Below are 26,972 nucleotides of genomic sequence, written 5' to 3'. Positions count from 1 at the left end.
ATAACGGAATAGGGAGGTTGACCTTGAAACTGCTCATTGGTGCTTTTGCGGGCGCGCTGCTCGCCGCTTCGTCCGCGCTCACCCCTGCCGTGGCGCAGGAATTCACCAAGCCACTGCGCATCGTCGTGGCCGCGCCGCCCGGAGGAACGTCCGACATTCTCGCGCGCCTCATCGCGCCCGAACTTTCCGAGGCGGTCGGCCAGCCGGTCGTGGTCGAGAACAAGGCCGGTGCGGGCAGCAATATCGGGGCCGACTATGTCGCCAAGGCCGAGCCCGATGCGCACACGCTGCTCCTGATGGATGTCTCGACGCTGGCGACCGCGCCCTGGCTCTACAGCGATCTGAGCTACGATCCGACGAATGATCTCGCGCCCGTGACGATGATCAGCTTTTCGCCCTACATCTTCGCCGTCAATCCGCAGCTCGAGATCGACAATGTCGAGGCGCTCGTCGCGCTCGGCGAAGAAGATCCGCGCGCCCTGCGCATCGGCAATTCCGGCATCGGGTCCGCGACCCATCTCGCCGGCGTCATGCTCGGCGATCATCTCGGTCTCGACTGGACGACGATCCCCTATCGCGGCGGTTCGGAATCGTCGCGCGCCGTCGTTTCGGGCGAGGCGACGGTCATCATCAACGGATCGACGGCAACGCTGCCCTTCGTCAAGAGCGGCCAGTTGACCGGAATCGCGCTCACCGGCGACAGCCGCCTCGACGACCTGCCCGATATGCCCACCTTCGGCGAGCTTGGCCTGGCGGCCGACCAGATGGGGTCCTGGCAGGGCCTGCTGACGACCGGCGGCAGTTCGGAAGAACTGGTCGAGCGGCTCGGCGAAGAGGTTCGCCGTATCGTGGAAAGCCCGGAAATGCAGGCGCGGGTCGCCGAGCAGGGCGCACGAACCGCCACCGGAACATCACAGGAATTCTCGACCTGGTTGGCCGACAGCACCGAGACCTACGGCGAGATCATCCAGCAGTTCGGCATCACCATCCAGTAGGTCCTTTTCGAATGCGCCCCTTGCCGGGGCGCATTTTTGCTCGCGCGACGGATTGCGCCGTCCGCGCCAATGTCGGCGATCGATGGGTCGCGCGGCATGCTGCGTATCCGTCCTCGTGGCGGCATCGCCGCCCAAACGCCTCAGATGCCTTATGCGGCAGCTGGCGAGGGCACTCATTCAACGGTCGAGGACACTATGAGAGTAGACACACGCGAGTTTCTTTCCTCGCTGACGACGCTGCTGATCGGCGCCGGCGTGCTTTGGGAGGCGAGCCGCTATTCCGTGGGCAGCCTCTATCAGATGGGGCCGGGCTTCTTTCCCACCGCGCTGGGCTGGCTGCTGATCGGCGCGGGCGGATTGATGATGGTCGTCTCGTTCAAATTCACGACAGGGCCGCTCGATGAAATCCGGCTGCGACCGCTTTTCTTCGTGCTGGTCAGCGTCGTCGTCTTCGGCCTCACCATCGAGCCTTACGGCATCATCGTCGCCACGAGCCTGCTCGTCATCCTGGCGCGCCTGGCGCAGCCGGGTTTGCCGTGGCTCGGCACGTTGTTGCTGCTGCTTGTCCTCAGCGCGATGGTCTATGTGATCTTCATCGCCGTGCTGGGCATCCCCTTCCGCGTCTTCCCGTGGAGATGACCAGATGGAACTGATCGACAATCTCTATCTCGGCTTCGCCACCGCGCTCAGCTTCCAGAACCTGATGTACTGCCTGCTCGGCGTCACCATCGGCATGCTGATCGGCGTGCTGCCGGGCGTCGGCAATCTGGCCGCGATCTCGATGCTGCTGCCGCTGACCTTCTATGTCGAGCCGACCACGGCACTGGTTCTTCTGGCCGGCATCTACTATGGCGCGCAATATGGCGGGTCGACGGCCTCGATCCTCCTGAACCTGCCCGGACATCCGGCCGCTGCCGTGGTCTGTCTCGACGGCTATCCGATGACGCGTGAGGGTCGCGCGGGAGTCGCGCTGTTCATGACGACCATCGCGTCCTTCGTCGGCTCGGCCTTCGCCATCGTCCTTCTGGCCGCCTTCGCACCGCCGCTCGCCTCGATCGCATTGAGCTTCGGGGCGGCCGAATATTTCGCCATCATGGTTCTCGGCCTGGTCGGTGCGTCGCTGCTGGCGCAGGGCTCGCCCATCAAGGGCGTCGCGTCGGTCATCATCGGACTGGTACTCGGCCTTGTCGGAACCGACGTGACGACGGGCATGCAGCGTTTCGCGTTCGGCGTGACCTATGTCTATGACGGTATTAACATCGTCGCGCTGGCCATGGGCCTGTTCGGCATTACCGAAGTGATCGCCAATGTAGGCCGCGTCGATAATTCGAACGCGACCAAGCGCATCACGCTGCGTTCGATGCTGCCCACGCGCGACGACGTGAAGCGCAGCCTTGCGCCGATGCTGCGGGGCTCTGCCGTCGGCAGCGGGGTCGGCATCCTTCCCGGCGCGGGCGTTGCGATCGCGTCCTTCATGGCCTACGCGATCGAAAAGCGCGTCGCACGCGATCCGTCGCGTTTCGGCAAGGGGGCCATCGAGGGCATCACGGCGCCGGAAAGCGCCAACAACGCCGCCGCGCAGTCCGCGTTCATCCCAACCTTGACGCTCGGCATTCCGGGCGACGCGGTGATGGCGCTGATGCTCGGTGCTCTGATGATCCACGGCATCGCGCCGGGGCCGACGGTGATTTCGGAAACGCCTGAAATCTTCTGGGGTCTCGTCGCCAGCTTCCTGATCGGAAACCTGATCCTTCTGGTGCTGAACATCCCGTTCATCAGCGTGTGGGTCAGCATTCTGCGCATCCCCTACACGATCCTGTTTCCCTCGGTGATCCTGTTCATCGTCATCGGTGTCTACAGCATCAACAACGCGCATGTTGACGTGCTGCTGGTCGCCGCTTTCGGCGCTATGGGCTACTGGCTCTATCTTCTCAAGTTCGAGCCCGCACCGCTTCTGCTCGGCTTCATCCTCGGCCCGTTGCTGGAGGAGAACTTCCGCCGCTCACTGCTGATCAGCCGCGGCGAACTGGGCATTTTCATCGAACGCCCGATCAGCGCGACCTTTCTTGCGCTGACGGTGCTGTTGGTAGCCTGGACAATCATCTCGTCGCTGCGCCGACGCAAGCGTCAGTTCGCGAGTGTCGAGGAGGCGGGGTAGTTGCGGGGCGTTTCGTCATTGACTTGTCATATTAGTCATACTACGAATATCAAAATACATAATATGAGGTAATTCGGATGACACCCCAGCAGTTGAAGGCCCGCCTTTCCTCGGGTCTGCTTTCTTTCCCCGTCACCCACTTCAAGCAGGATCTGTCGCTCGATCTCGATAGTTATCAGGCGCATGTCGAGTGGCTGTCGGGCTTCGAAGCGGCGGCGCTTTTCGCTGCGGGCGGCACGGGCGAATTCTTCTCGCTTTCGCCCGAAGAGGTCGGCAGCGTGACGAAGGCTGCCAAGGACGCGTCGGGGGACACGCCGATCATCGCGGGTTGCGGCTATGGCGGTGCCATCGCCCGCGACATCGCAAGGCGCAGCGCCGATGCCGGCGCCGATGGCCTTTTGCTGCTGCCCCATTATCTGATGCCTGCCTCGCAGGAAGGCATTTACCAGCACGTCAAAGACGTCTGCCGGTCGACGGATCTGGGTGTTATCCTCTACAACCGCGCCAACATGATCGCCAAGGCCGACACGATCGCGCGGCTGGCGGACGAGTGCCCGAACCTGATCGGCTTCAAGGACGGCACGGGGCAGATCGGGCTCGTGCGTGAAGTGACGGCCAAGCTCGGCGACCGCCTTTGCTATATCGGCGGAATGCCGACGCACGAGCTTTTCGCGGAGGCCTATAACGCGATCGGCGTGACGACCTATTCCTCGGCCGTCTTCAACTTCGTTCCCGATCTCGCGATTGAATTCTACAATGCGATGCGTGCCGACGACACGGCGACCATGGCACGTATCCTCGACGGCTTTTTCTTCCCCTTCGCAAAGATTCGTGACCGGGAGGTCGGCTATGCGGTCTCCATCATCAAAACCGGTGTCGATCTGGTCGGTTACGGATCGGGGCCGGTCCGCCCCCCGCTGACGAGCCTGACCTCGCAGGAGCGCGACATGCTCGGCGCACTTATCGAGAAAGTCGCCCCCGCCAGGCAAGCCGCGCGCCGCACCGCGTAGTCGGTTTCGAATGTCGGGGATTGCAAGCATGGGGTATCGGCAATGAATATCGCAGTGTCGCAGCCTGCCGTCGCGCAGGACGATCGCATCGCCTGGATCGAGCTGTCGTCGATCAAGCTGCCGCTCGATCGCCCCATCAGCGACGCGAAGGTTCTGACGGGCCGTCAGACGCCGCTGACGGATGTGGCTGTCCTGTGTGCGCAGATCGAGACGGCGGGCGGCCACCGGGGCTTCGGATACAGCTATTCGCTCCGCTCCGGCGGTCCGGCGCAATTCGCCCACGCCGCCGAGCTTGCGCCGCTGCTCATCGGTGAGGATGCGGGCGACATCGCCCGCATCTGGGACAGGCTGATGTGGCAGAGCATTTCGATCGGTCGTCAGGGGCTGGCAGCGCAGGCGATCGCCGCGCTGGATACGGCGCTGTGGGATCTGAAATCGAAGCGTGCGGGCCTGTCGCTTTCGCGGTTTCTCGGCAGGCACCACACCTCGCTGCGCTGCTACAACACCTCGGGCGGTTATCTTCAGGCGTCCACCGAGGAAGTGCTTGAGAATATGGGGCGTGCACTGGACGCTGGCATCGGCGGGCTGAAGATGAAAGTCGGCAACCCCAGTTTCTCGGCCGATCTTTCCCGCGTGAAGGCCGCGCGCGAATTCCTCGGCGACGACTTTCCGCTGATGGTGGACGTCAACCAGCAATGGGACCGGCCGGCCGCCAAGCGCAACGGCCGGGCGCTGGACGAATTCAATCTTGTCTTCCTCGAAGAACCGCTCGCCTCCGACGACGCGGAAGGCCATGCGATGCTGTCGAACCTGATTTCGACACCCATCGCGTCGGGCGAAATGTTGACCAGCGTCGGCGAACATTTTCGCATGATGCAATTGGGATCGGTGGATTACCTTCAGCCCGATGCGCCGCGTGTCGGCGGCATCACGCCGTTCCTGCGCATCATGGCGCTGGCCGACCAGTTCAACCTTCAGATCACGCCGCACTTCGTCATGGAAATCCATGTGCATCTGATGGCCGCCTATCCGCGCGAACCATGGGTCGAACATTTCGAATGGTTTGAACCGATGTTCAACGAACGGCTGGAAATACGCAGCGGCCGGATGCTGGTGCCGGATCGACCGGGGCTTGGCTTCAGCCTCAGTGAGCGCGCCGCCGGGTGGGTCGTTCAGAAGATCGAAATCGGCAAACGCGCCTGAGCGGAGGAAAATCGGGCAGGCGCATCGAATGTCAGGGAGGACGTCCATGAATGCCGTATCGCCGATCGACGCGGGCAGGCCTGTGCAAGCGGCGTCGCCTGCGCCCGAACCGCTGTTGCGCACGCAAAACGTCACGCTGCGCTACGAGACGCCCGGCGCCGTCATCACCGCCACGCGCGGCGTGAGCTTCGACGTGAACCAGAGCGACCGTTTCGTTCTGCTGGGACCGTCAGGCTGCGGGAAGTCCACGCTTCTGAAGGCCGTCGGCGGCTACATCAAGCCGAGCGAAGGGACGATGACCATCAAGGGACGCACAATCCAGCGCCCCGGTGCCGACCGCATGATGGTGTTTCAGGAATTCGACCAGTTGCTGCCCTGGAAGACGGTGCTCGGCAACGTGGTGTTCCCGTTGACGAACGCCCGCAAGATGTCTGCGAAGGATGCCGAGGCCCGCGCAACGCACTATATCGAAAAGGTCGGTCTGGCCGACGTGCTCAACAGCTATCCGCACATGTTGTCCGGCGGCATGAAGCAACGTGTCGCCATCGCGCGCGGCATGGCGATGGAGCCGGACATCCTGCTGATGGACGAGCCGTTCGCCGCGCTCGACGCCTTGACCCGCCGCACCTGCCAGGACGAGTTGCTGCGGCTTTGGGAAGACACGCGTTTCACCGTTCTGTTCGTCACCCATTCGATCGCAGAGGCGATCAAGATCGGCAATCGCATCCTCCTGCTTTCGCCGCATCCGGGCCGGGTCAAGGCCGCGGTCAGCGACGTGGACACCACGAATATCGCCGACGGCAGTGCAGGCAAACTCGAGCAGCAGATCCACGATCTCCTGTTCAACGATGCGGTGGAGGGCTGAGCCATGAGTGCAATGATACACCTCAACCCGGATGCGGCGCTGTCCGCCGGACCCGAGATCGAACCCCGGCGCATGGGCACGCTCGAGGCGATCTGGTCGAACACTGCCTTTCGCAAGACCATGATACTGGTTCTGCTCGCCGTCATCTGGGAAAGCTATGCGCGCTATCTGGGCAATCCGCTTCTGTTTCCGACGCTGACGGATACGATAAAGGCGCTTGTTTCCTCGATCGCGTCCGGCGTCTTGCCGTCGCGAACATGGGCATCCCTCAAAATTCTCGCGATCGGCTATTCGAGCGGGGTTCTGCTAGCGGCCGTTTTGACCATCGTTGCGATCAACACTCGGCTTGGAACCGACCTTCTCGAAACGCTGACCGCCACCTTCAACCCGTTGCCCGCCATCGCGCTTCTGCCGCTGGCGCTGATCTGGTTCGGCCTTGGCATCGGCAGCCTCGTCTTCGTGCTCATTCACTCGGTGCTGTGGGCCGTCGCGCTCAATACCCATTCCGGCTTTCGATCGGTCTCCCAGACGACGCGCATGGTCGGCTGGAACTATGAGCTGCGCGGCCTGCGCTACGTCGCGAAGATCCTGATACCGGCAGCGTTTCCGACAATTCTGACCGGCCTGAAGATCGGCTGGGCATTCGCCTGGCGCACGCTGATCGCGGCCGAACTCGTGTTCGGCGTCTCGTCGGGGCAGGGCGGCCTCGGCTGGTTCATCTTCGAAAGCCGCAACATGCTCAACATACCGTCGGTCTTCGCCGGGCTTTTGACGGTCATCGTCGTCGGCCTAATCGTCGAAAGCCTCGTCTTCAAGACCATCGAACGTCACACAATCCAAAAATGGGGTGTGCAGAGCTGACGGCTCGGCTGATCGATCCGTCATTCAACAGGGAGGAAACCAAAATGAAACTGCTAAAGCTTGCAGCCGCCGCCGCGGTCGTCGTGTCGACATTCGCCACGAGCGCCTACGCGCAGGAAATCCGCATCGCCCAGCTTCGCCAGATCAACTACCTGCCGTTCACCGTGATCGAGCAGCAGGGCCTGTTCGAAAAACATGCCGCCGAACTGGGTGCGCCGGACATGACGGCCCAGTTCATCACCTTCGGAAACGGCAGCGCCACCACCGATGCCTTGATCTCCGGCAATGTCGAATTCGTCGCGGTGGGTCTGACCAATTTCGCGATCCTGTGGGAGCGCAGCGGTGGAAACGTAAAGGGCGTATCGAGCGTCTCAGGCATCCCGTTCCCGCTTTTGACGCGCAACCCCGATATTCAGACGATCGAGGATTTCGGCCCGAACGACCGCATCGCCGTGCCGACGATCGGCGTTTCGGTGCAGGCCATCATGCTCTCGATCGCGCTCGAGAAGGCGTATGGACCGGAAGGGCGCGACCGGCTCAACGAACAGACGGTGCAACTGTCGCACCCGGATGCGGCGCAGGCGCTGTCCAACCCGCAGCACGAGGTCAACAGCCACTTCTCGTCAGCGCCCTATTATCTCGTCTCGCTGCGCGACCCGAACATCCGCGAGATCTTCAGCTACTCAGAACTGTTCGAAGAGCCGGTGGCGAGCAATATCCTGTTCACCACCACGCAGCAGCATGAAGCCAACCCGATAGCCTCCCAGGCGATGATCGCTGCCCTCAAGGAAGCCCACGACTTCATCAACGACAATGTCGAAGAAGCCGCGCGGCTCTACCTTGAGGTCAGCGGCGATCCGATCACCGAGGAGGAGGTCGTCGCCGTGCTGACGGGCGAGGGCACCGTGTTCTCGACCAACCCGGCCGGCGCGATGCCGGTCTGGGAATTCATGAACGATTCGGGAATGCTGCAGACGCGCCCGGAAACCTGGCAGGAAATGTTCTTCGAAAACGTCCACGACCAGATCGCCGATTAATCCACTGCGGCGGGCCGGCGATCCGAACGCCGGCCTGCCGCACAACATCGCCAACCAGCCGGAGACACATCATGACCATCACCACCGAACGGCAGCGCCATGTTGCGCCCATGCACAAGCAGGGCGGCCTCGAAGCGGGTGAGGCGACGACGGACACGATCGCGTATGTCAGGATTTCCCATATCGTGCTGCCGCTGAAGACGGCGATCAGCGACGCCAAGGTGCTGACCGGCCGTCAAAAGCCGATGACCGAGATCTCCTTCACCTTCGCCGAGATCGAGAGCCGGGAAGGCCATCGCGGCATCGGATTCGGCTATTCGAAGCGGGCGGGCGGCGCGGGCATGTTCGCCCATGCCAAGGAGATTGCCGGCGAACTCATCGGCGAGGACCCCAACGACATCGCCCGCATCTGGAACAAGCTTGTTTGGGCGGGCGCGTCCATGGGGCGCTCGGGCCTGACGACGCAGACGATCGCCGCCTTCGACATCGCGCTGTGGGACATGAAGGCCAAGCGCGCGGGCCTGCCGCTGGCAAAGCTCCTCGGCGCCCATCGCGACAGCGTGCAGTGCTACAATACGTCCGGCGGCTTCCTGTCGAGCGACATTGCAGAAGTGCTCGACAACGTCTCGCGCTCCATCGATGCGGGCATCGGCGGCGTCAAGATCAAGGTCGGCCAGCCCGATCCCATGATCGATCTTCGCCGCGTCGAGGCCGTGCGCGAGCATGTCGGCAGCAGCTTCCCGATAGCGGTCGATGCCAACCAGCAATGGGACCGCACCACGGCGGCGCGTTTCGGCCGCATCCTCGAAGAGTTCAACCTGTTCTGGATCGAGGAACCGCTCGATGCCTATGACGCGGAGGGGCATGCTGCGCTCGCCGCCATGCTCGATACGCCGATCGCGACGGGCGAGATGCTGACCAGCGTCGCCGAGCATCGCGAGTTAATCCGCAATCGTTCCGTGGACTTCATCCAGCCCGATGCCCCGCGCGTCGGCGGCATCACGCCGTTTCTGAGGATCATGTCGCTGGGCGAAGAGGCCCAGGTGAAACTCGCGCCGCACTTCGCCATGGAAATCCATCTCCATCTCGCAGCCGCCTATGCGCAGGAGCCGTGGGTCGAGCACTTCGAGTGGCTGGAGCCGATGTTCAATGAGCGGCTGGAAATCCGCAATGGCCGGATGATCGTGCCGTCGCGGCCGGGCCTCGGCTTCACGCTGAGCGAACAGGCGAACGCCTGGACGGTCGCCACGGCGGAGTTCGGAAAGCGGGCATAGGCAATGAAGGAACTGCGGTTCCGCGGCGTCTAAAAACGGTAAAGGTCCGCCATGGCGACACCCGGCGGACCTTGCAGTTTTCGCCCCGACAGGCCGGTTTCAGTCCAGCCTGGCGATCAGCCCGGCCATCAGGCGGGCGCGTTCGACGAGGCTGTCCACTTCGATATGCTCGTTCAGAGTATGCAGCCCCGCGCCGCGCACGCCGATCGAGTCCAGCGTCGGAATGCCGAGCGCTCCGGTGAAGTTGCCGTCCGATCCGCCGCCGGCGCTGCCATGGGTCAGGTCGAAGCCGATCTCGGCGGCGACCTGCCTGCCGATCTCGTACAGCGCCATCGTGCCCGCATCCGGTTCCCAGACCGGGCGTGTGACGCCGCGCGTCACTTCGAAAGTCACGTCGTTTTCTTCGGTCGACAAAGCGAGCATCGCTTCGACGCCCTTGTCGAGGTCGTCCTGGCGCTTTGCCATCGACAGCGCTTCGGCGTGGCATTGCGATGAAACGCAGTTCACCCACTGCCCGGCGTGGATCACGCCAACCGAGAAGGTGCAGTCGTCCGTGGTCATCTTCTCGACCTCGAGCAGCTTGCGCGCCATCATGGCGATCGCCGAGCGTCCCTCCTTCAATGCCCAGCCGGCGTGGCTCGGCCGTCCCTCGGTCTTGAGATTGAAGCGCGCGATCGCATAGCGCCCCGTCACCGCGCCGCCGTCCGGCCGCGCGGGTTCCGGCACCAGAACATATTTGTTTTTCCGCGCCTCCATCTCGATGAGTTCGCGCGTGGACGGCGTGCCGCCCTCCTCATCGGGCGTGAAGAGGACGGTCACGGGCAGGGGCGTTTCGATGCCGGCAAGGGCAAGCTGCCGGATCGCCTCGACGGCGACGTAGTTTCCGCCCTTCATGTCCTGGATGCCCGGCCCATAAGCCTTGTTGCCCTCGCGCCGGAAAGGCAGTTTCTGGAGCGTGCCGACGGGGTGAACCGTGTCGAGATGGCCGGATATGAGAATGCCGGGCGCTCCCGAATTCTTGTGCGGAAAGCGCGCGCGCACCGACCCGCCAAATCCCATGCGGCCGGGGATGCGTTCGATTTCAGCCCCGGCGGCGGCGAGGTCGTAGCTTGCCAGATCCATCATCCGGTCGACGGCGGCGGCTTCGAAGGTCGGGCTTTCGCATTCGACCCAGGGCTTCAGCCCCGCAAGCATCGCGTCGGCGTCGAAGGGAAGTTCGTTGATATTCATGCTGGTTCCCCGGATCAAAGTGGCAGGCGCTTTTCGACGATGCGGGCCATGAGGCTGGCACCGACCGGCAGGATGCCGTCATCGAGAACGAAAGCGGGATTGTGAACCGGGACGTCGCCTGCATGTCCGATGGTGCAATAGGCGCCGGGCACGGCCTTGAGCATGTCGGCGAAATCCTCCGAGCCCATGACGAGGTCGTTCTTGGTCGACACGTTCGCCTCGCCGACGATGTCGCGAGCGGCATCGAGATAGGCTTCCGTCAGGTCCGCGTCGTTCATCAGAACGGTGAATGTGTCGCGCAAATCCGCCTCGACCTCGACGTCGAAGAGCTTGGCGCAGCCCTCGCAAGCCTCACGCACACGGCGCAAGATCAAATCCTTCACCTCGTCGTCGAAGTAACGGATCGTCCCGCCGATCGTCGCGCGATCCGGAACGACGTTATAGGCCGAGCCCGAATGGATCTGCGTTACCGACAGCACCGCCGGCTTGATCGCGGGCACGTTGCGCGAGACGATCGACTGGAGCGACTGGACGAGCGAGGTGACGGCGACGATCGGGTCGCGCGAATGATGCGGCATCGCCCCGTGGCTGCCCACGCCCTTGACCACGATGTCGAAGAAGGTGGAACCGGCCATCGCCGGTCCGGGCTTCACGCCGATTTCGTTCGGCCCGGCCAGCGGGTTGTTGTGAAGCCCGTAGATTTCGTCGCAGGGAAAGCGCTCGAAAAGCCCTTCGGCGAGCATGGCGCGCGCGCCGCCGAGCCCCTCTTCGGCCGGCTGGAAGATAAAGACGGCCTTGCCGGCGAAATCGCGCGTTTCGGCAAGATAGCGAGCAGCGCCAAGCAGCATCGTCGTGTGCCCGTCATGGCCGCAGCCATGGAATTTGCCCGGCGTCTTCGAGCGCCACGGCAGGTTCGTTTCCTCGTCCATGGGCAGCGCGTCCATATCGGCGCGAAGGCCGATGGTGCGTCCTTCGCGCTTGCCTTCGAGAACGCCGATGACCCCGGTCTTGCCGATGCCCGTGTGCACCTCGATGCCCCAGGATTTCAGCTTGTCGGCGACGATGCCGGAGGTGCGCGTTTCCTCGAACCCGATTTCCGGGTGCGCGTGCAGATCACGCCGGATCGCTGTCAGTTCGTCGGTATATTCCTCGATCCGCGGCAAGGTCGGCATTGTCATTCTCCCAGATTTTGAAATTCAGGTTTCGATCGACTCGACGCCGCACCACTCGGCGATGAAAAGCGCCATGGCCGCCGTGATGCGCCTCACAGAAGGCAGGCTGACGCATTCGTTGTAGCCATGGACGTTCTTTCCCGTCGGCCCGTAGCAGAGCGCGGGGATGCGGTCGTAAAGAGCATAGACGCGCGCATCGAGATAGGCGCGGGCCGTGCGCAGGTTAAGCGGCTTGCCGATGGCCTCGCGATGCGCTTTTGCCAGAACCGCTTCGGCGTCGGAGCCAGGTTCGAGCACATAACCTTGCGCGCGAAAGCCGTTGAAGATCACCTTCGGCGGATTGTTCGCCAGATAGCTGTCAGCGCGCGTGAATGCGGCGATGCGGCCTTCGATCTCGCGCGCCGCTTCATGTGCGTCCATGCCGGGCAGGATCGCGATCCGGCAATCGACCGCGCACCAGCAGGGCACGGACGACGCCCAGTCTCCACCCTCGATCTTGCCGATATTGAGATTGAGCGGATGCGGATCGTCGCCGAAATGGGGGTCGTCCTTCGCACGCGCATTCCATTCGGCCTCCAGCGCGCGCAATTCGCCGATCACACGCCATGCGGCGTCGATGGCGTTCGATCCCGTTCCCATGTCGGAGACGTGGACCGGCAGGCCGCTGACCTCGATGCGGAACCACAGGACGCCGATATTGGCACGGACCAGTTCCTCGTCCTCGGGCTCCGGAATGAGCGCCGCATCGGCCCGGTAGCCGCGCAGATGCGTCATCAGGGCGCCATTGCCGGTCGATTCCTCCTCCACCACCGACTGGATGTAGACGGTGGCGGCAGGCTGAAGCCCGATCCGGCGCAGCGCATCGAGCGCGAAGAGGTTCGCCGCCGCGCCAGCCTTCATGTCGGCCGCGCCGCGGCCATACATCCAGTCGCCGTCGATCTCGCCGGCATAGGGCGCGCGCTCCCACATTGCGTGCGGGCCTTCCGGCACGACGTCGACATGCGCCTGCAAGATGAGCGACCGGCCCATTTCCTCGCGCGGTCGATGGATGCCGACGACGATGGGCGCGGACGAATGGGTGTCGGACCATGCGCCGCCGCCCGGATGGCTTTCGAGCGCTGCGCGATCCATCTCGAAACGTTCCATCGCATAGCCGCGCTGGCGCATTTGCCGAAAGATGTGATCCTGAACCGCGTGTTCGGCGCCACGCTGCGAGGGAAACGCGACCAGTTCGCGCGTGAACGCGATCTGATCGTCGAACCCCGCATTAACGGCCTCGATGATCTTTGAGCGAATGTCTTCGGAAAGTTGCATGCGTCGTCTTTCAGGCCGTGGCCAGTTCGCGGAAATTCGCGAAATCCCAGCGACGGCCGGGGGCCGCGTCGATCAGCGCGCGCGTATATTCGTGCTGCGGGCGCGACAGCACATTGCCGGCGGTGTCGTGCTCGACGATCCTGCCATGCTGCATCACGACGACATCGTCGCAGATCTGAGCTGCGACGCGCAGATCGTGCGTGATGAAAAGGATCGCGATGCCGAGCTTTTCCTGAAGATCGTCGAGAAGCTTCAGGACCTGCGCCTGCACCGAAACGTCGAGCGCCGAGACGGCCTCGTCCGCGACGAGAACGTCGGGCCGCATGGCGATGGCGCGGGCGATCGCGATGCGCTGTCGCTGGCCGCCGGAGAACTGGTGCGGATAGCGCCCGAGCGCGTCGGGCGGCAGGCCGACCAGTTCCATCAGTTCGCGCGCATGATCGAGGGCCTGCTTGCGCGATTGCCCGAAATTCAGCGGTCCCTCGATCAGGCTGTCGCCGACCTTCCAGCGTGGATTGAGCGAGCGGAACGGGTCCTGAAAGACGATCTGGATGTGCTTTCGATGCGGCTGGAGCGCGGCGCGTCCAAGCTTGGCGATATCCGCCTTGCCGACCGTGATGCGACCGTCCGTCGGGTCGATCAGCCGCATGATGCAGCGCGCGACCGTCGATTTTCCCGAGCCGCTTTCGCCGACGATGCCGAGCGTGCGACCCGGCCGGATCGCAAAGCGCACATCCTGCGCCGCCCGCGTTTCGCGCCCGCGACCGAAGAAGCTGCGCGTATCGTAGACCTTGGTCAGGCCCTCGACGTCGAGCGCGGGGGCGCCGTCCGCCAGCGGGCGTGCATCGCGCGGAATGAGGCTCGGCACCGCTTCAAGAAGGTTGCGCGTATAGTCTTTCTGCGGCGAGCGCAAAAGCGTTTCGATGGGCGCGCTTTCCACGATCTTGCCGTGGCGCATGACATAGACCGTATCGGCGATCTCGGCGACGACGCCCATGTCGTGCGTGATGAAAAGGACGGCCGTTCCGTGCCGCTCCTGCAACTCGGCGATGAGCTTCAGGACCTGGTTCTGCGTCGTCACGTCGAGCGCGGTCGTCGGCTCGTCGGCGATCAGAAGCTTCGGTTCGAGGATCAGCGCCATGGCGATCATGATACGCTGGCGCTGTCCGCCCGAAAGCTGATGTGGGTAGGAGCCGTAGATGCGCTCGACATCGGGCAGGTGAACCTGCTCCATGATGTCGATCACGCGCTTCTTCTTCTCGCGCGCGGGCAGTTTGGTGTGGCTGTCCAGCACTTCCTCGATCTGGTCGCCGACCTTCATCACCGGGTTGAGCGCCGTCATCGGCTCCTGGAAGATCATCGAGATCCGGCTGGCGCGCAGCTTGCGCATGGTGGAGGCGTCGAGGTCGAGGAGGTTCATGCCGTCGAGTTCGACACGTCCGCCGGCCACTTCCAGCGCCCCCTTGGGCAAAAGACCCATGATTGCGAGCGACGTGACGGACTTGCCCGAACCGCTTTCGCCGACGAGACAGACCGTCTCGCCTTCGCGGATGGTCACGTCGATCTGGTCCAGAATCTTGACGGCATCGTCGTCGTTCGCCGTGCGCACGGTAAGCTTTTCGATCTTCAGCGCGACGGGCGCCGTATCGAAAGGACGGTTGCGGAACTGCATGGCTCAGGCCTCGCGCTTTTTGAGGCGCGGATCGAGCAGGTCGCGCGCGGTGTCGCCGAGAAGGTTGATGGACAGGATGCACAGCGACAGAAGCAGGCCCGGCCAGAAGATCAGTTCCGGCTTGATCTGGAAGAACATCCGTCCCTCGGCCATGATGTTGCCCCAGGTCGGAATCTCCGTCGAAACGCCCGCTCCGAGAAAGGAGAGGATCGCTTCGGTGAGGATCGCGGAAGCGCAGATATAGGTGCCCTGCACGATGAGCGGGGCGAGCGTGTTCGGCATCAGATGCTTCCACAAGATCTTCGGCATGGACGAGCCGAGCGCGATGGCCGCCTCGACGTAAGGCTCCTCGCGGGCAGAAAGGACGACCGAGCGCACGAGGCGCACGACGCGCGGAACCTCGGGGATCGTGATGGCGAAGATCACCGAGCCGACGCTGGGGCCGACGAGCGCGACGAGCGCGATGGCGAGCAGGATCGAGGGGATCGCCATCAGCGCGTCCATGACGCGCATGATCAATGCATCGGCCATGCGGAAGAAGCCCGAGATCAGGCCGATCACCAGTCCGATGAGGACCGAGACGATCGCGGCCGCAACGCCGATCAAAAGCGAAACCTGTCCGCCCACCATCACGCGGGAGAAAAGATCGCGGCCATAGGGATCGGTGCCGAGCCAGTAGGTCTCGCTCGGTCCTTTCAGGCGCTGGAGCGCATCCATGCTCATTGGGTTGTGCGGAACGTAGAGATAGGCGCTCGCGGTGGCGACGACGATGACGATAAGCACGAGCGCCGCGAGAATCGGGCCGAAGCCGAGGCGCCAACGGCGCGGAAGCTGGATCGCGCCCAGCACGACCTGCATGGCGGAGGTCGGTTGCGGTTGGGCGGCCATCAGTAGCGAATCCTCGGATCGAAGAAGGTGTAGGAGATGTCGATGAGCAGGTTGATGAAGACGTAGATCGCGCTCGTCAGAAGGATCATCGCCTGGATGACCGGATAGTCGCGCGCCAGGATCGCATCGACGGTAAGACGGCCGATGCCGGGAATGTTGAAGACGCTCTCCGTCACCACCACTCCGGAAATCAGAAGCGCGAAGCCGGTGCCGATGATCGTCATGATCGGGACGGCGGCATTTCTCAGCGCGTGACGGAAAAGGACGACATGCTCCTTCACCCCCTTGGCGCGTGCGGTGCGCACATAGTCCTCGCCGAGGACTTCGAGCAGGCTCGCCCGCGTCATCCGCGCGATCAGCGCGATATAGATCGTCGCCAGCGTCAGGCATGGCAGGACCGCGCGGGTGAAGAACGCCTGCAGATCCTGGCCGGGCGGGGTGTAGCCCTGCACCGGAAGCCAGCGCAGGTCGATGGCGAAGATCTTGATGAAGATATAGCCGATGACGAAAACCGGAATGGAAAAGCCCAGAACCGAGAAGGTCATCACGGCGTAGTCGGCCCATGTCCGGTGGCGCCACGCCGCCAGAACGCCGAGCGGCACGGCGATCAGCACCGAAAGGATGATGGTGAGCGTGCCGATCTGAAGCGTCGGCCAGATGCGCTGGCCGATCAGCCGCGTGACCGGCTGGTTCGAGATGATCGAGGTGCCGAGGTCGCCTTGAGCGAGTTGACCCATCCAGGTGATAAACTGGATGTGGAGCGGATCGGCGAGGCCAAGCGACTCGCGGATGCGCTGGATCTGTGCGGGTGTCGCCGAATCTCCCGCGATGATGGCGGCAGGGTCGCCCGGCGTCAGGCGCAAAAGAAGAAAGACGAAGATCGCGACGATCACCATCACCGGAATGACGGCGAGAATGCGCCGGATGATATAGCCCAGCATCGGCTTGATTATCCCTTGGATGTCATGCGCAGAACGCCTCCGGCCGTGCGGCCGGAGGCTGTCGTCGAAGCGTTATTCGCTCTTGTCTATCTGCCAGAAGACGGGCACCGGAGACTGGATCATGTCGACGAGGTTGGTGCGTCTGGCCTGCACGGTAAGATACTGGCCGAGCGGCACGTAATTCACCACGTCGATGACATGCGCCTGGATGCGGTCGGCGACTTCCGCCTGTGCTTCCGGCGTTCCGGCCGCGATGAATTCGGCGCGCAGCTCTTCGAGCGGCTCGTCTTCCGGCCAGCCGAACCACGCATCGTCGCCGCGTCCGTTGACCATCGGATTGACGATAGGCGTGTTGATCTCCGGGATCGCCCAATTGGTGAAGAAGATGTTCCAGCCGCCCTCGGACGGTGCGGACTGGCTCGCGCGGCGCGTGACAAGCGTCTGCCAGTCCATCGCCTGCATATCCACCGTGAAGCCGGCGTCGCGAAGCTGCTGGGCGACCACGACCGGCTGTGCGGTCAGTGTCGTGACATCGGTCGGCTGCATGAGAACGACCGGCGTGCCGTCGTAGCCCGCTTCTTCCAGAAGCGCGCGCGCGCCCTCCGGGTCGCCCCCGCTCGTCAGCGTCTCGGCCCCGGTTTCGGTCGCCAGCGGCGTTCCGCAGCCGAAGATCGCGCCGCACTGATCGTAAAAGTCGGGATTGCCGACCAGCGTCGCCAGAACGGCTTCCTGACCCATCGCCATCAGGGCGGCCTGACGGATCTGCTCGTTGTCGAAGGGCGCATGCTTGAAGTTCATGCGTCCCATCGTCTGGAAGCCGAGCGGATCGCGGACTTCGGTGACGACGTCCGGGCTTGCCTCGAGGATCGGGAGAAGATCGATCTGCGTCTGTTCCAGATAGTCGATCTCGCCGGAGACGAGCGCGTTCATGGCCGTCTGCACGTCCGGCATCGTCACCCAGCGCACGGTATCGACATTGACGATCTTGCCGCCGGCCATCCAGTTGGCAGGTTCATCGCGCGGAACGTAATCCTCGAACTTGGCATAGGTGACGGAGACGCCCGGCTCGAATTCCTCTTCCACGAAAACGAACGGGCCGGAGCCCGTATAATCCGTCACCGCCTCGCTCGACGGCGTCTCGGCGACGCGCGCGGGCATGATGAAAGGCGGCACCGCGGACTGCTTGCCGACGACATCCAGAAGCGGGGCGAATGGCTCGGTCAACGTCCAGGTGATCGTCTTGTCGTCGCTCGCCTCGAGACTTTCGGTCACGTCGAAGATGAGCTGGCCGCCCGAATCGCGCTCGCCCCAGCGCTGTAGCGAAGCGACGGCGTCGGCGGCCGTAACCGGCTCGCCGTCATGGAATGTCAGCCCGTCGCGAAGGGTGAAAGTGTAGGTCAGTCCGTCGTCGGAGACGTCGAACTCCGCCATTTGCGGGTGGACCTGAAACTGGTCGTCCATCGCGATCAGGACGTCGTAGATCATGTATCCGTGGTTGCGGGTGATGTGCGCGGTCGTGATGATCGGGTCGAGCACGCGCAGGCCCGAATGCATGACGGCGGTGATCGTCTGGCCGTCCTGCGCCAGCGCCGTACCGGACGGGACGATGGCCGTCGAGGCGGCAAGCGCGGCGGCCACGATGGCCGCGCGGCCCTTCTTGAAGACCGTATGCGAAAAATCGCGTGGAATGAATGTCATTTGATAACCCTCTTCGTTGATTTCGCCTGTACTCGGATGCCGGTCTTGGCGCCGACTTCGCAAATTCGTCTTTGGCCGTCAGCCGACGCGCCGGGTCGCCTCCTTCGCCGCGAAGGCCGATCCGCCCGGCGACAATCTCGTGCCCGTTTTCAGCCGCGTAAAGGGCAGATCGGCCGGATCGAGCGCCATCGGCCCGGGCGCGGTGGCGACGAGGATCGTTTCGGCGATCGGCTCGAAATCAGCGCGGAAATGGACCGAACTCTTGTTGACCAGAATGGCCTGCTCCTCGGGCTGGATGCCGACGAAACGGTACATCTCGCGATCTGCCATCTGCGCCTTGTAGGACGCCACGACGATTTTGATGCCGTCGATCGAAAGGCATGCGGACGGTCCCAGATTCATGTCCGCGCCGCCATAATAGGGACCGGTCGCCTTGAAACGGCCGTCCGAAAGCTTCTCGACACGGAAACGTCCGGTCAAAGGCGCGTTGCCCGGTATGTTCGATTTGCCGCCAAGCGCCAGTTCGACCTCGGCGCCTTCGCCGGCGGCGTGCGCCAGCATGGCCGATTGGGCGTCGACGATCAGACCGATGGCGGCATTCGTCGCTTGCGCGGCGATCAGCGCCCGCAGCATGCCCGTCGTGTCGGAATCACCGCCCGCGCCGGGATTGTCCTGCGTGTCGGCGATTATGACGGGCCGCGTTGCCCCGGACGCCAGCCGCATGGCCTCTGCAACCGCTTCGCCGGGTTCCCATGCCTTGCCCGAAAAGCGGTTTTCGCGGTCCAGAAAGGAACGTTCCAGTTCATCGGCGGCCGCATCGGCTGCTTCCTGCGTATCGGCGTAGGCCAGCACGGACGGCAGGCAGTCCTCGAAATCTGCGGCCGGAAATCCCATCAGGATCGACGCGCTCGACACAGCGCCGCCTTCGGTTTCCGCGACTTCGCGGTAAAGCGAACCGGCCGGTTCGATCATGGTGCATTGCCACGGAATCGGGATCAGAAACGGCAATTGCCGGAAAGCCTTGGCGAATGGCCGGCCGCGCGCCATCAGCCGTTCGAGTTGTTCGGCCGCGCGCTCGCCGGTTTCGGCCATGTCCACATGCGGGTAGGTGCGGAAGGCCACGAGAACGTCCGCCTCGTCCACCATCTGCCGGGTCACGTTTCCATGAAGGTCGAGACTGGCGGCGATCGGCACGGACGGTCCGACGACGGCGCGCAGCCGGGCAAGAAGCTCGCCTTCACCGTCGTCGAGATGCTCGGCGACCATGGCGCCGTGCAGGTCGAGCAGCAATCCGTCGATCTGGCCGGCCTTGCGAAGCCGATCCTCGATCTCGCCGGCGATGCGCTCGAACGCATCCTTTTCCACATGCGCGGACGGTATGGCGCCTGTCCACAAGAGCGGCACGAGTTCCCAGCCCGCGCGGCGCGCATAATCGACGAAGCCGGAGATGCCGAGATTGACGCCGCCGCAGCGCTCGATGATTTCGCTGCCGCGGCTCAATGGCAGATAACCGCCGCCCTGTTCGAAATTCGTGCAGCGGGCAGGGGTCGGCGCGAATGTGTTGGTTTCATGCAGGAAACCGGCAATCGCCACCCTTTTCGTCATCCGCCGTGCGCCTTTTCAGGAGATTGGATCGACTTGTATCGCTGAGCGATATAGTTATATCGAACCATGAGAGTAGGAGCGGTGCGACGCGTCGTCAACAGGCTTGCGGGGGCAGCTATGAAAAAGAGAAGCGTCGTTCGCGGCGAAAACGGGATGCGCGCGCGCGATCCGGATGCAGCCGACGATCCGCTTTTCGTCAACGCGATCGAGCGTGCCTTGCAGGTCCTGTCCGCCTTTCATCGCGCAGAGCAGCCGCTCAGTCTCTCAGGCATCGCCGAAGCGAGTGGAATTGGCCGCAGCGCGGCGCAGCGCATCGTCCATACGCTCAGGACGCTCGGCTATATCGAGCGCGACGAAGCGGGGCGCGGCTATGTGCCCGGCATCCGCATTCTCGACCACACGCTCGACTATCTGCGCCTGAACGCGCTGATCGAAAGGGCGACACCAGTCCTGCTCGATTTGCGCAAGAATGCGCGCGAGCGTGTCGATCTCAGCCTCTTCGACGATCTTCGCGTGGTTTATGCGGCACGGCTGCAAAGCAAGCGCGAGACGTTCTTCGCAACGCTGGTCGGGCATAGCGTGCCGACATTCTGCACCTCGGGCGGACGGACGATCATGGCGCATCTGAGCGATTGGGAAGTCGATGACATCATCGCCCGCTCGGATCGCCGCCCTTTTACCGACAAGACGATCACGGCCCCCGATGAGGTGCGCGAAATGGTGCGGGAGGCGCGTCAGTTCGGATATGCGCTGACGGTCGAGGAGGTGCTGGTCGGCGAGGTCGCGCTCGGCGTTGCCGTGCTCGGGCCGGGCGGGCGGCCTTTGGGAGCGATCCATATCGCCGGTTCCCTCAGCGAATGGACGCCGGATGCGTTTCGTACCCGCTTTGCGCCGCTGGCGGTCGAGGCCGCTAACGCAATCAACAGAATAAGGTAGGCTGGCCTCGATGCGGTGCGCGGCTTCCTCTCCGACGATGATCTTCAACTCCCGTCGATGATGTCGAGCCCTTCCGCGCGGAACCGCAACCGCGTCTCCCGGATCGCCTTTGCCAGGTTTTCCTGAACGAAGCGCGTATGCTTCACGATGACTTCCACCACCTCGTCGGCACGGCGCGCGGCGATCAGGTCGAGGATATGGCTGTGTTCCCGATGCGCGGTGCTGCGGTTTTCGGGCACGCTCGCGATCATCCAGCGTGCCCGTGCCACGCGGGTCATGATGTCGTTCATCGCGCGGATCAGGAAGCGGTTGCCCGAAAGCTGCGCGAGTTCCAAATGAAAGTCGGTTCCGATTTCGAACCAGAGTTCCTGGCCGTCATCGTGGAGCGCGACGTCGATGATGGCGCGTATGCGTTCGATATCCTGCGGCTGTGCGCGTTGGCAGGCGAGGCGGACGATCGCGCTCTCGATATGCTCGCGGTATTCGAACACCTCCATCAGTTCCGCCAGATCGACCGGCGCGACGATATGGCTGCGCCCGCCGCGCACAACGAGCCCGTCTGCCTCGAGCTGGTGCAGCGCCTCGCGGATCGGCGTGCGCGAACTGCCCAGCATCTTCTCCAACTGACGCTCCGCGATCCGCGCGCCGGGCAAAAGCCGCAGTGTCAGGATCGCCTCTCGCAACTGCGTGTAGACGCTGCCGTTTCCGCTCTTTGCGAAAGCCGCGTCCGCCGCGCCGCGAATGCCTTTTCCGCCCTCCATCACACCTCCGCTTGACTTGGTATACCAAATTGGTGCACCACATATGGCATGACTTATCAGGGAGGAGAAGTCATGCGGCAAACCGAACGAACGACACTTCCGTCCCGCGTGCGCGTCGTCGAGGTCGGAACCCGTGACGGGTTTCAGTCCGAGCGCGACTGGATCGCCACGAGCGACAAGATTAGCATCCTCAATGCGCTGATCGATACCGGCATTCCGCAGTTCGAAGCCACGTCTTTCGTCTCGCCGCGCGCCGTCCCCCAGTTGAAGGACGCTGCCGAACTCATGGCGGCCGTCGATCGGACGACCGGTGCGAAGTTGACCGCGTTGACGCCCAATGAGCGCGGCGCGCGCGACGCGGTCGCTTCCGGCGTCGACGCCATCGTCCTGTTCGTCTCGGCGTCCGAAAGCCACAACCTCAAGAACATGAACGCGACGCGTGCGCAGACGCTGGCCGGGTTCAAAGCGGTCTGCGCATTTGCGGATGCGGCCGGAACGCCGGTCCATGGCGCGATCGCCACAGCGTTCGGCTGCCCCTTCGAAGGCGAGATCGATGTCGCATCGGTCGTCGAGATCGCATCCGCCTACCGGACGCTCGGCATCACGCATCTGACCCTTGGCGACACGACCGGCATGGCGACGCCCCCGCTGGTGTTCGAGCGCTGCGCGGCACTGCGCAAGGCCGTGCCCGATATCGAATTGTCGCTGCACTTCCATAATACGCGCGGTGTCGGTCTGGCCAATGTCTATGCCGGCCTGCAAGCGGGTGTGACGACGTTCGAATCCTCCGTCGCGGGCCTCGGCGGCTGCCCTTTTGCACCGGGCGCGACGGGCAATATCTGCACCGAAGATCTCGTCTATCTGCTGCATGAATGCGGGATCGAGACCGGCATCGACCTCAAAAAGCTTCGCAAGGTCGCGCTCCATGTCGAGAAGGTCATCGGCAGAAAACTGCCGGGGCAGGTGATGAAGGCGGGTCCGCGGCTTCAGACCAGCGCGCTCGACTCGGTCGCGACGGCGGTCGGATGAGCCATACGGCGAAACAACCGCTCGAAGGCATTCGCGTCGTCGATCTGACGCGCGTTTTGTCCGGCCCGTTCTGCACCATGCTGCTTGGCGACATGGGCGCCGAGATCATCAAGATCGAGCCGCCGCAAAAGGGTGACGTCGTTCGCCAACAGGGCGGGATTCGCAACGGGCTGAGCTGGTACTTCGCCGCCTTCAACCGAAACAAGAAGTCGGTCGAGCTGGATCTTTACGAGGAGGGCGACAAGGCTTTGCTGGCGGAAATGATCCGCACGGCCGACGTGCTGGTCGAGAATTTCCGGCCGGGTGTGCTCGAACGCATGGGCTTTGGCACCGATGCGCTGAAGCGGCTCAATCCGCGCCTCGTCACCTGCGCCATCAATGGCTATGGCAGCACCGGCCCTTATGCGGACAGGCCAGCTTTCGATTTCATCGCGCAGGCCATGAGCGGCTTCATGAGCATCAACGGCCGTGCCGATCAGGAGCCGTTGCGCAGCGGCCAGCCCATTACCGATCTCGTCGCCGGGCTCTATGCCGCCTTCGGCGTCGTCAATGCGCTGCGGGCGCGCGACGCGAACGGCGAGGGCCAGCATGTCGAAAGCGCTATGCTGAATGGCATCGTCTCTTTCATGGCTTATCTGGCGAGCGAACATCTCATGACGGGAGAGCTTCCCGCTCGCACCGGCAACGATCACCCGCTCGTCGCGCCCTACGGTCTTTTCCGCGCGCGTGACGGCGAAGTGGCGGTCGCTCCCAGCAACGATGTCGTGCTGCGCCGGTTCATGCGCGCCATCGATCTGGAAAGTCTTCTTGACGACCCGCGCTTCGACGACAACGCGAAGCGGTTCGAGCGTCGCGACGAACTCAATGCGCTGATCGACGAGCGGATGATGGGCGAAAGCCAGGCGTTCTGGATCGAGAGGCTGAACGGCGCAGGCGTGCCGAGCGGCAAGGTCCAGAACATCGCCGAAGCGCTGGCCCATCCGCAGATCGCCGCGCAGGACATGGTGATCGACGTCGAACACCCGGGAAGGGGGACGGTTCGCATGACGGGTTTTCCCGTCAAGCTGAGCGATACGCCCTGTATGGTGCGCATGCCGGCGCCGGAGCTGGGCGCCCACAATGACGAGATATTGGAGCCGCTGCGGCGCAAGATGCGGCAAACGGCCTGAAGCCAGATTATCAGGGAGGAGAAGGCAAATGGATGCAGGATTTGGATTGAGAAGGATGGGGCGAGCGTTCGTCGCCGCCTCGATGTTGCTGGCAGGCACCGCCATTGCAGGAGCGCAGCAGATCGAGGTTCACAACACGATGGGTCCCGGTGGTTCGGAGGAAGCCGCGATCCAGCGTTTCGCGGAAATCGTCTCGGAACGTTCGGACGGGCGGCTGGAGATCGCGCCCTATCTCGGCGGGCAGCTCGGCGGCGAGACCGACGTTCTCGAACTGATGAATCTCGGCCAGACGCAGATGGCGCTGACCGGCGGGCTCTTCATGAGCCAGTACGCGGAAGAATATGATGCCGTGACCATCCCGTTCGTTTTCCCGACCTGGGAATCGGTCGAGCATTTCCTGATGGAAACGGAATCCGGCAAGGCGATGCAGGAGCAGTCGCTCCAGCGCGGCAACCTCGTCTATCTCGGCCCGCAGATGCGCGCGTTCCGCCACATGACGTCGAACCGGGCGATCAACGAGCCGGCCGATCTTCAGGGGCTTCCCATGCGCATGCCGCAGGTTCCCGTCTGGATGGATGTCTGGGAGGAACTCGGCGTCCAGACGGTCGTCATTCCCGCGCCGGATATCTATTTCGCGATGCGCACCGGGCAGATTCAGGCGCATGAGAACTCGCTCGCCTCGCCCTACACGCGCCAGATGTGGGAGGTGCAGGATTACATCATCACCACCGCCCATCTTTCCTTTCCGTGGCACTGGGTTGCATCGGCAAGCTGGTGGAACGGACTGGACGAAGCCGATCAGCAACTGATCAGGGAGGCGGTCGAAGAAGCCCGCGCCTACGGCTACGAGGTCGAGCAGGAGCGTGACGCCTATTATCGCGAGGCCCTGATCGAGAACGGCATGACGTTCATCGATGTCGATCAGGCGCCGTTCCGTGCCGTCGCCGAACCGGCCGTGGCGCGAGCGCTCGAGACCATGGCCGATACGGTTCAGGCCGACATCGAGGCGTCGATCGCCGCGACCGGCGGATAAGGACGAGGCGCCAAAGCCGGTCGCGGCACTGCCGCGGTCGGCTCGGTCTGTCCCATACGGAGGCATTGAGAACAATGGAACGCGTCGAAAAGCTCGCCGCGCGAACCCTCGAACTTGCGGCAATGGCGCTGATGATGGTCCTCGTCGTCGTCATCGCCTATTCGGTGGTTGGCCGGCAATTCTTTCGGATCTCGGTGCCCTGGTCGGAAGAGGTCGCGGCCGGTACCTTGATGTGGATGGTCATGCTGGGGTCGGCGGCCGCCTGGTATCATCGCCGTCATCTGGTCGTCGACCTCGTCATGCGCCGCGTCGGCAAGCGCACGCTTCTCGTCATGACGATCTTCGTCGAGATCGCGTCGGTCGTGCTTCTCGCGACCGCCTTCATCGGTTCCGTCTCGATGATGAGCGTCAGCGCGCACAACTCCACCACGGCGCTCGGCATCAGCTACAGCTATCTCTATCTCAGCCTCGTGATCGGGCTCGGATCGATGATCCTGTTCAGCCTGGCCTATCTTGCGCGCCTGTTCATTCACGGCACGTCGATCCTGCCCGATTACGCTGAGGTGCCCGAATGGAATACCTGACGATCTTCTTCGGGCTGATGGTCGTGCTGTTCGCGATCGGCATTCCCATCGCCATCTCGATCGGCCTGACCTGTCTCGTCGTCCTCGTCATCAGCGGCGGCTGGTCGGCCATTCCGACCGAACTGTTCGCCCTGCAGATGATGCGCGGGCTAAACAATTTCCCGATTCTGGCGATCCCGTTCTTCATCTTCGCCGCGAGTCTGATGAATGTCGGCACGATCGCCAGCCGCATCTTCAATTTCGCCAATGCGCTGGTCGGCCATATACGCGGTGGTCTCGGCCATGTGAACGTCATGGCCAGCATGATCTTCTCGGGCATGTCGTCCACCGCCGTCGCCGATGTCGCCGGCCTTGGCCAACTCGAACTCAAAGCCATGCGCGAGCGCGGTTATCCACGGCGCTTTGCCGTCGGCATCACCGGCGCAAGCTCGATCATCAGCCCGATGATCCCGCCCTCGATCGCCTTGGTGGTCTATGGCTGGCAGTCTGGCACGTCGATCGCCTCGCTTTTCATAGCGGGCCTCGTGCCGGGCGTCCTCGTCGGTCTCAGCCTGATGATGACGAGCTTCGTCGTGTCCTTCTGGATTCCTCTTCCGCGCTCCCCGTGGCCCGGCATGCGCGAGACCTTGCGCCTGTTCTGGGCCGCCTTTCCGCCTCTGATGACCCCGATGATCATCGTCGGCGGCATCTGGTCGGGCATCTTCACGCCGACCGAAGCGGGCGCGATCGCATCGATCTACGCGCTTTTCCTCGGCTTCGTCGTCTATGGCGACCTCAACTGGAAATCGCTGATGGAGGTGCTGTCCCAGACGGTGCGCTTCAGCTCCATCATCCTGTTCATCATCGCCATTGCCACCTTCTATGGCTGGCTGCTGGTAAGGCTGAGGATACCGCAGGAACTCGCGATGCTCCTGAGCGGCCTCGACGTTTCGAACATGACGATCCTGTTCGCGATGGTGCTGTTTTTCCTGGCGATCGGCTGTTTCATGAGCGTGGTCGAAGCCATCCTCATCTTCACACCGATCTTCATGCTGACCATTCAGGCGCTTGGCATCGACCCAGTCTATTTTGGAATTCTCATGGTGCTGGCGCTATCGGTCGGCGTGATCACTCCACCGTTCGGCAATGTCCTGTTCGTGCTGATCGAGATAACGGGACTGCCGTTCGAGAAGGTGGTCGCGGCCGTCGCTCCCTTCATCATCCCGATCCTGCTCGTCATCGTCCTTCTGGTGATCTTTCCGGGGATCGTGACGTTCCTGCCGGATCTGTTCTCCGGAAGATAGCTGCCGGGAAAAAGCGGGCGCGCGTTTCGCGTGTCCGCTTTCCCATCGGGCTGACACGACTAACGAGGCGCCAGGGCTTTCAAGTCGTTTCTGTGGGGTTATTGGTAGGGTAATCGTCAGATAATTCTGGAAACCCTTGGTCTGGCTGGTCGGAGTGGCAGGATTTGAACCTGCGACCCCCTCGTCCCGAACGAGGTGCGCTACCAGGCTGCGCTACACTCCGCGACCAGACGGCGGGCTTATAACCGGCGGCG

At 63.2% G+C, this 26,972-nt stretch carries 24 protein-coding genes and 1 tRNA gene; 15 read left to right on the top strand and 10 right to left on the bottom strand.

Going from position 1 to position 26,972, the window contains the following annotated elements; translation table 11 throughout:
* Positions 1-23 precede the first annotated feature (23 nt).
* The 9 genes from GTW25_RS00840 (at position 24) to GTW25_RS00800 (ending at position 9,403) form a co-directional block, all read left to right on the top strand.
* Positions 24-995 (top strand): Bug family tripartite tricarboxylate transporter substrate binding protein, encoded by a 972-nt coding sequence (locus GTW25_RS00840; protein ID WP_252910095.1) that lies wholly within the window; start codon positions 24-26, stop codon positions 993-995.
* A gap of 195 nt (positions 996-1,190) precedes the next feature.
* Positions 1,191-1,634, top strand: a complete 444-nt coding sequence (locus GTW25_RS00835; protein WP_252910094.1) for a tripartite tricarboxylate transporter TctB family protein — start codon at positions 1,191-1,193, stop codon at positions 1,632-1,634.
* A gap of 4 nt (positions 1,635-1,638) precedes the next feature.
* Positions 1,639-3,153 carry a tripartite tricarboxylate transporter permease gene (locus tag GTW25_RS00830; RefSeq protein WP_252910093.1) on the top strand — a complete coding sequence of 505 codons (1,515 nt, stop codon included), beginning with the start codon at positions 1,639-1,641 and terminating at the stop codon, positions 3,151-3,153.
* Between the two features lie 77 nt (positions 3,154-3,230).
* Positions 3,231-4,163, top strand: coding sequence for a 5-dehydro-4-deoxyglucarate dehydratase (kdgD, locus tag GTW25_RS00825; RefSeq protein ID WP_252910092.1), 933 nt, complete (start codon positions 3,231-3,233; stop codon positions 4,161-4,163).
* Positions 4,164-4,205: 42 nt separating this feature from the next.
* A complete protein-coding gene (locus tag GTW25_RS00820; protein WP_252910091.1) occupies positions 4,206-5,366 on the top strand; it encodes an L-talarate/galactarate dehydratase in 1,161 nt (386 codons plus the stop codon).
* A gap of 46 nt (positions 5,367-5,412) precedes the next feature.
* Positions 5,413-6,231, top strand: coding sequence for an ABC transporter ATP-binding protein (locus tag GTW25_RS00815; RefSeq protein ID WP_252910090.1), 819 nt, complete (start codon positions 5,413-5,415; stop codon positions 6,229-6,231).
* A gap of 3 nt (positions 6,232-6,234) precedes the next feature.
* Positions 6,235-7,092 (top strand): ABC transporter permease, encoded by an 858-nt coding sequence (locus GTW25_RS00810; protein ID WP_372493029.1) that lies wholly within the window; start codon positions 6,235-6,237, stop codon positions 7,090-7,092.
* Between the two features lie 44 nt (positions 7,093-7,136).
* Positions 7,137-8,129: an ABC transporter substrate-binding protein gene (locus GTW25_RS00805; RefSeq protein ID WP_252910089.1), complete on the top strand. Its 993-nt coding sequence runs from the start codon at positions 7,137-7,139 to the stop codon at positions 8,127-8,129.
* A gap of 71 nt (positions 8,130-8,200) precedes the next feature.
* Entirely contained in the window at positions 8,201-9,403 is a 1,203-nt protein-coding gene (locus GTW25_RS00800; protein WP_372493028.1) for an L-talarate/galactarate dehydratase, read from the top strand.
* Between the two features lie 99 nt (positions 9,404-9,502).
* On the opposite strand, the gene GTW25_RS00795 is transcribed toward GTW25_RS00800, so the two are convergent.
* The 8 genes from GTW25_RS00795 to GTW25_RS00760 form a co-directional block, all read right to left on the bottom strand.
* Positions 9,503-10,633 carry a M20/M25/M40 family metallo-hydrolase gene (locus GTW25_RS00795; protein ID WP_252910088.1) on the bottom strand — a complete coding sequence of 377 codons (1,131 nt, stop codon included), beginning with the start codon at positions 10,631-10,633 and terminating at the stop codon, positions 9,503-9,505.
* A gap of 14 nt (positions 10,634-10,647) precedes the next feature.
* Entirely contained in the window at positions 10,648-11,805 is a 1,158-nt protein-coding gene (locus tag GTW25_RS00790) for a M20 aminoacylase family protein (protein ID WP_252910087.1), read from the bottom strand.
* Positions 11,806-11,829: 24 nt separating this feature from the next.
* Complete coding sequence (locus tag GTW25_RS00785; protein WP_252910086.1) at positions 11,830-13,119, bottom strand: ArgE/DapE family deacylase; 1,290 nt, start codon at positions 13,117-13,119, stop codon at positions 11,830-11,832.
* Between the two features lie 10 nt (positions 13,120-13,129).
* A complete protein-coding gene (locus GTW25_RS00780; protein ID WP_252910085.1) occupies positions 13,130-14,791 on the bottom strand; it encodes an ABC transporter ATP-binding protein in 1,662 nt (553 codons plus the stop codon).
* Positions 14,792-14,794: 3 nt separating this feature from the next.
* Positions 14,795-15,679: an ABC transporter permease gene (locus GTW25_RS00775; RefSeq protein WP_372493027.1), complete on the bottom strand. Its 885-nt coding sequence runs from the start codon at positions 15,677-15,679 to the stop codon at positions 14,795-14,797.
* The gene (locus tag GTW25_RS00770) at positions 15,679-16,620 is read right to left on the bottom strand and encodes an ABC transporter permease (RefSeq protein WP_252910084.1); all 942 of its coding nucleotides are present in this window, start codon (positions 16,618-16,620) and stop codon (positions 15,679-15,681) included. The genes GTW25_RS00775 and GTW25_RS00770 overlap by 1 nt, the downstream gene beginning before the upstream one ends.
* 72 nt (positions 16,621-16,692) lie before the next feature.
* Entirely contained in the window at positions 16,693-18,318 is a 1,626-nt protein-coding gene (locus tag GTW25_RS00765; RefSeq protein ID WP_252910083.1) for an ABC transporter substrate-binding protein, read from the bottom strand.
* A gap of 78 nt (positions 18,319-18,396) precedes the next feature.
* A complete protein-coding gene (locus tag GTW25_RS00760) occupies positions 18,397-19,923 on the bottom strand; it encodes a M81 family metallopeptidase (protein WP_252910082.1) in 1,527 nt (508 codons plus the stop codon).
* A gap of 117 nt (positions 19,924-20,040) precedes the next feature.
* Between GTW25_RS00760 and GTW25_RS00755 the strand changes: the two genes are divergently transcribed.
* Positions 20,041-20,859: an IclR family transcriptional regulator gene (locus GTW25_RS00755; protein ID WP_308206216.1), complete on the top strand. Its 819-nt coding sequence runs from the start codon at positions 20,041-20,043 to the stop codon at positions 20,857-20,859.
* Between the two features lie 44 nt (positions 20,860-20,903).
* On the opposite strand, the gene GTW25_RS00750 is transcribed toward GTW25_RS00755, so the two are convergent.
* Positions 20,904-21,620, bottom strand: coding sequence for a GntR family transcriptional regulator (locus GTW25_RS00750; protein ID WP_252910081.1), 717 nt, complete (start codon positions 21,618-21,620; stop codon positions 20,904-20,906).
* Positions 21,621-21,692: 72 nt separating this feature from the next.
* Between GTW25_RS00750 and GTW25_RS00745 the strand changes: the two genes are divergently transcribed.
* The 5 genes from GTW25_RS00745 (at position 21,693) to GTW25_RS00725 (ending at position 26,718) form a co-directional block, all read left to right on the top strand.
* Complete coding sequence (locus tag GTW25_RS00745; protein ID WP_252910080.1) at positions 21,693-22,649, top strand: hydroxymethylglutaryl-CoA lyase; 957 nt, start codon at positions 21,693-21,695, stop codon at positions 22,647-22,649.
* On the top strand, positions 22,646-23,818 hold the full coding sequence (locus GTW25_RS00740) for a CaiB/BaiF CoA transferase family protein (protein WP_252910079.1): 1,173 nt from the start codon (positions 22,646-22,648) through the stop codon (positions 23,816-23,818). Before GTW25_RS00745 ends, GTW25_RS00740 begins: the two co-directional genes overlap by 4 nt.
* Before the next feature lie 28 nt (positions 23,819-23,846).
* Entirely contained in the window at positions 23,847-24,851 is a 1,005-nt protein-coding gene (locus GTW25_RS00735; protein ID WP_252910078.1) for a TRAP transporter substrate-binding protein, read from the top strand.
* 74 nt (positions 24,852-24,925) lie between these two features.
* Positions 24,926-25,435: a TRAP transporter small permease gene (locus GTW25_RS00730; protein WP_252910077.1), complete on the top strand. Its 510-nt coding sequence runs from the start codon at positions 24,926-24,928 to the stop codon at positions 25,433-25,435.
* Positions 25,423-26,718 carry a TRAP transporter large permease gene (locus tag GTW25_RS00725; RefSeq protein ID WP_252910076.1) on the top strand — a complete coding sequence of 432 codons (1,296 nt, stop codon included), beginning with the start codon at positions 25,423-25,425 and terminating at the stop codon, positions 26,716-26,718. The genes GTW25_RS00730 and GTW25_RS00725 overlap by 13 nt, the downstream gene beginning before the upstream one ends.
* A 146-nt stretch (positions 26,719-26,864) precedes the next feature.
* Here GTW25_RS00725 and GTW25_RS00720 read toward each other — a convergent pair.
* Positions 26,865-26,941 (bottom strand) — tRNA-Pro (locus tag GTW25_RS00720).
* Positions 26,942-26,972: the final 31 nt, after the last annotated feature.

This window comes from Aliihoeflea aestuarii (assembly GCF_024105665.1).
Lineage (GTDB): Bacteria > Pseudomonadota > Alphaproteobacteria > Rhizobiales > Rhizobiaceae > Aliihoeflea > Aliihoeflea aestuarii.
Note: the sequence above shows the minus strand (reverse complement) of the source record. Positions and strands in the feature narration are given on the sequence as shown.

Bases quoted from the DNA above. Each gene is read 5' to 3' on its own strand.
- GTW25_RS00835 (WP_252910094.1), top strand. From the start codon at position 1,191: ATGAGAGTAGACACACGCGAGTTTCTTTCCTCGCTGACGACGCTGCTG.
- GTW25_RS00830 (WP_252910093.1), top strand. From the start codon at position 1,639: ATGGAACTGATCGACAATCTCTATCTCGGCTTCGCCACCGCGCTCAGC.
- kdgD (WP_252910092.1), top strand. From the start codon at position 3,231: ATGACACCCCAGCAGTTGAAGGCCCGCCTTTCCTCGGGTCTGCTTTCT.
- GTW25_RS00820 (WP_252910091.1), top strand. From the start codon at position 4,206: ATGAATATCGCAGTGTCGCAGCCTGCCGTCGCGCAGGACGATCGCATC.
- GTW25_RS00815 (WP_252910090.1), top strand. From the start codon at position 5,413: ATGAATGCCGTATCGCCGATCGACGCGGGCAGGCCTGTGCAAGCGGCG.
- GTW25_RS00810 (WP_372493029.1), top strand. From the start codon at position 6,235: ATGAGTGCAATGATACACCTCAACCCGGATGCGGCGCTGTCCGCCGGA.
- GTW25_RS00805 (WP_252910089.1), top strand. From the start codon at position 7,137: ATGAAACTGCTAAAGCTTGCAGCCGCCGCCGCGGTCGTCGTGTCGACA.
- GTW25_RS00800 (WP_372493028.1), top strand. From the start codon at position 8,201: ATGACCATCACCACCGAACGGCAGCGCCATGTTGCGCCCATGCACAAG.
- GTW25_RS00795 (WP_252910088.1), bottom strand. From the start codon at position 10,633: ATGAATATCAACGAACTTCCCTTCGACGCCGACGCGATGCTTGCGGGG.
- GTW25_RS00790 (WP_252910087.1), bottom strand. From the start codon at position 11,805: ATGCCGACCTTGCCGCGGATCGAGGAATATACCGACGAACTGACAGCG.
- GTW25_RS00785 (WP_252910086.1), bottom strand. From the start codon at position 13,119: ATGCAACTTTCCGAAGACATTCGCTCAAAGATCATCGAGGCCGTTAAT.
- GTW25_RS00780 (WP_252910085.1), bottom strand. From the start codon at position 14,791: ATGCAGTTCCGCAACCGTCCTTTCGATACGGCGCCCGTCGCGCTGAAG.
- GTW25_RS00775 (WP_372493027.1), bottom strand. From the start codon at position 15,679: ATGGCCGCCCAACCGCAACCGACCTCCGCCATGCAGGTCGTGCTGGGC.
- GTW25_RS00770 (WP_252910084.1), bottom strand. From the start codon at position 16,620: ATGCTGGGCTATATCATCCGGCGCATTCTCGCCGTCATTCCGGTGATG.
- GTW25_RS00765 (WP_252910083.1), bottom strand. From the start codon at position 18,318: ATGACATTCATTCCACGCGATTTTTCGCATACGGTCTTCAAGAAGGGC.
- GTW25_RS00760 (WP_252910082.1), bottom strand. From the start codon at position 19,923: ATGACGAAAAGGGTGGCGATTGCCGGTTTCCTGCATGAAACCAACACA.
- GTW25_RS00755 (WP_308206216.1), top strand. From the start codon at position 20,041: ATGAAAAAGAGAAGCGTCGTTCGCGGCGAAAACGGGATGCGCGCGCGC.
- GTW25_RS00750 (WP_252910081.1), bottom strand. From the start codon at position 21,620: ATGGAGGGCGGAAAAGGCATTCGCGGCGCGGCGGACGCGGCTTTCGCA.
- GTW25_RS00745 (WP_252910080.1), top strand. From the start codon at position 21,693: ATGCGGCAAACCGAACGAACGACACTTCCGTCCCGCGTGCGCGTCGTC.
- GTW25_RS00740 (WP_252910079.1), top strand. From the start codon at position 22,646: ATGAGCCATACGGCGAAACAACCGCTCGAAGGCATTCGCGTCGTCGAT.
- GTW25_RS00735 (WP_252910078.1), top strand. From the start codon at position 23,847: ATGGATGCAGGATTTGGATTGAGAAGGATGGGGCGAGCGTTCGTCGCC.
- GTW25_RS00730 (WP_252910077.1), top strand. From the start codon at position 24,926: ATGGAACGCGTCGAAAAGCTCGCCGCGCGAACCCTCGAACTTGCGGCA.
- GTW25_RS00725 (WP_252910076.1), top strand. From the start codon at position 25,423: ATGGAATACCTGACGATCTTCTTCGGGCTGATGGTCGTGCTGTTCGCG.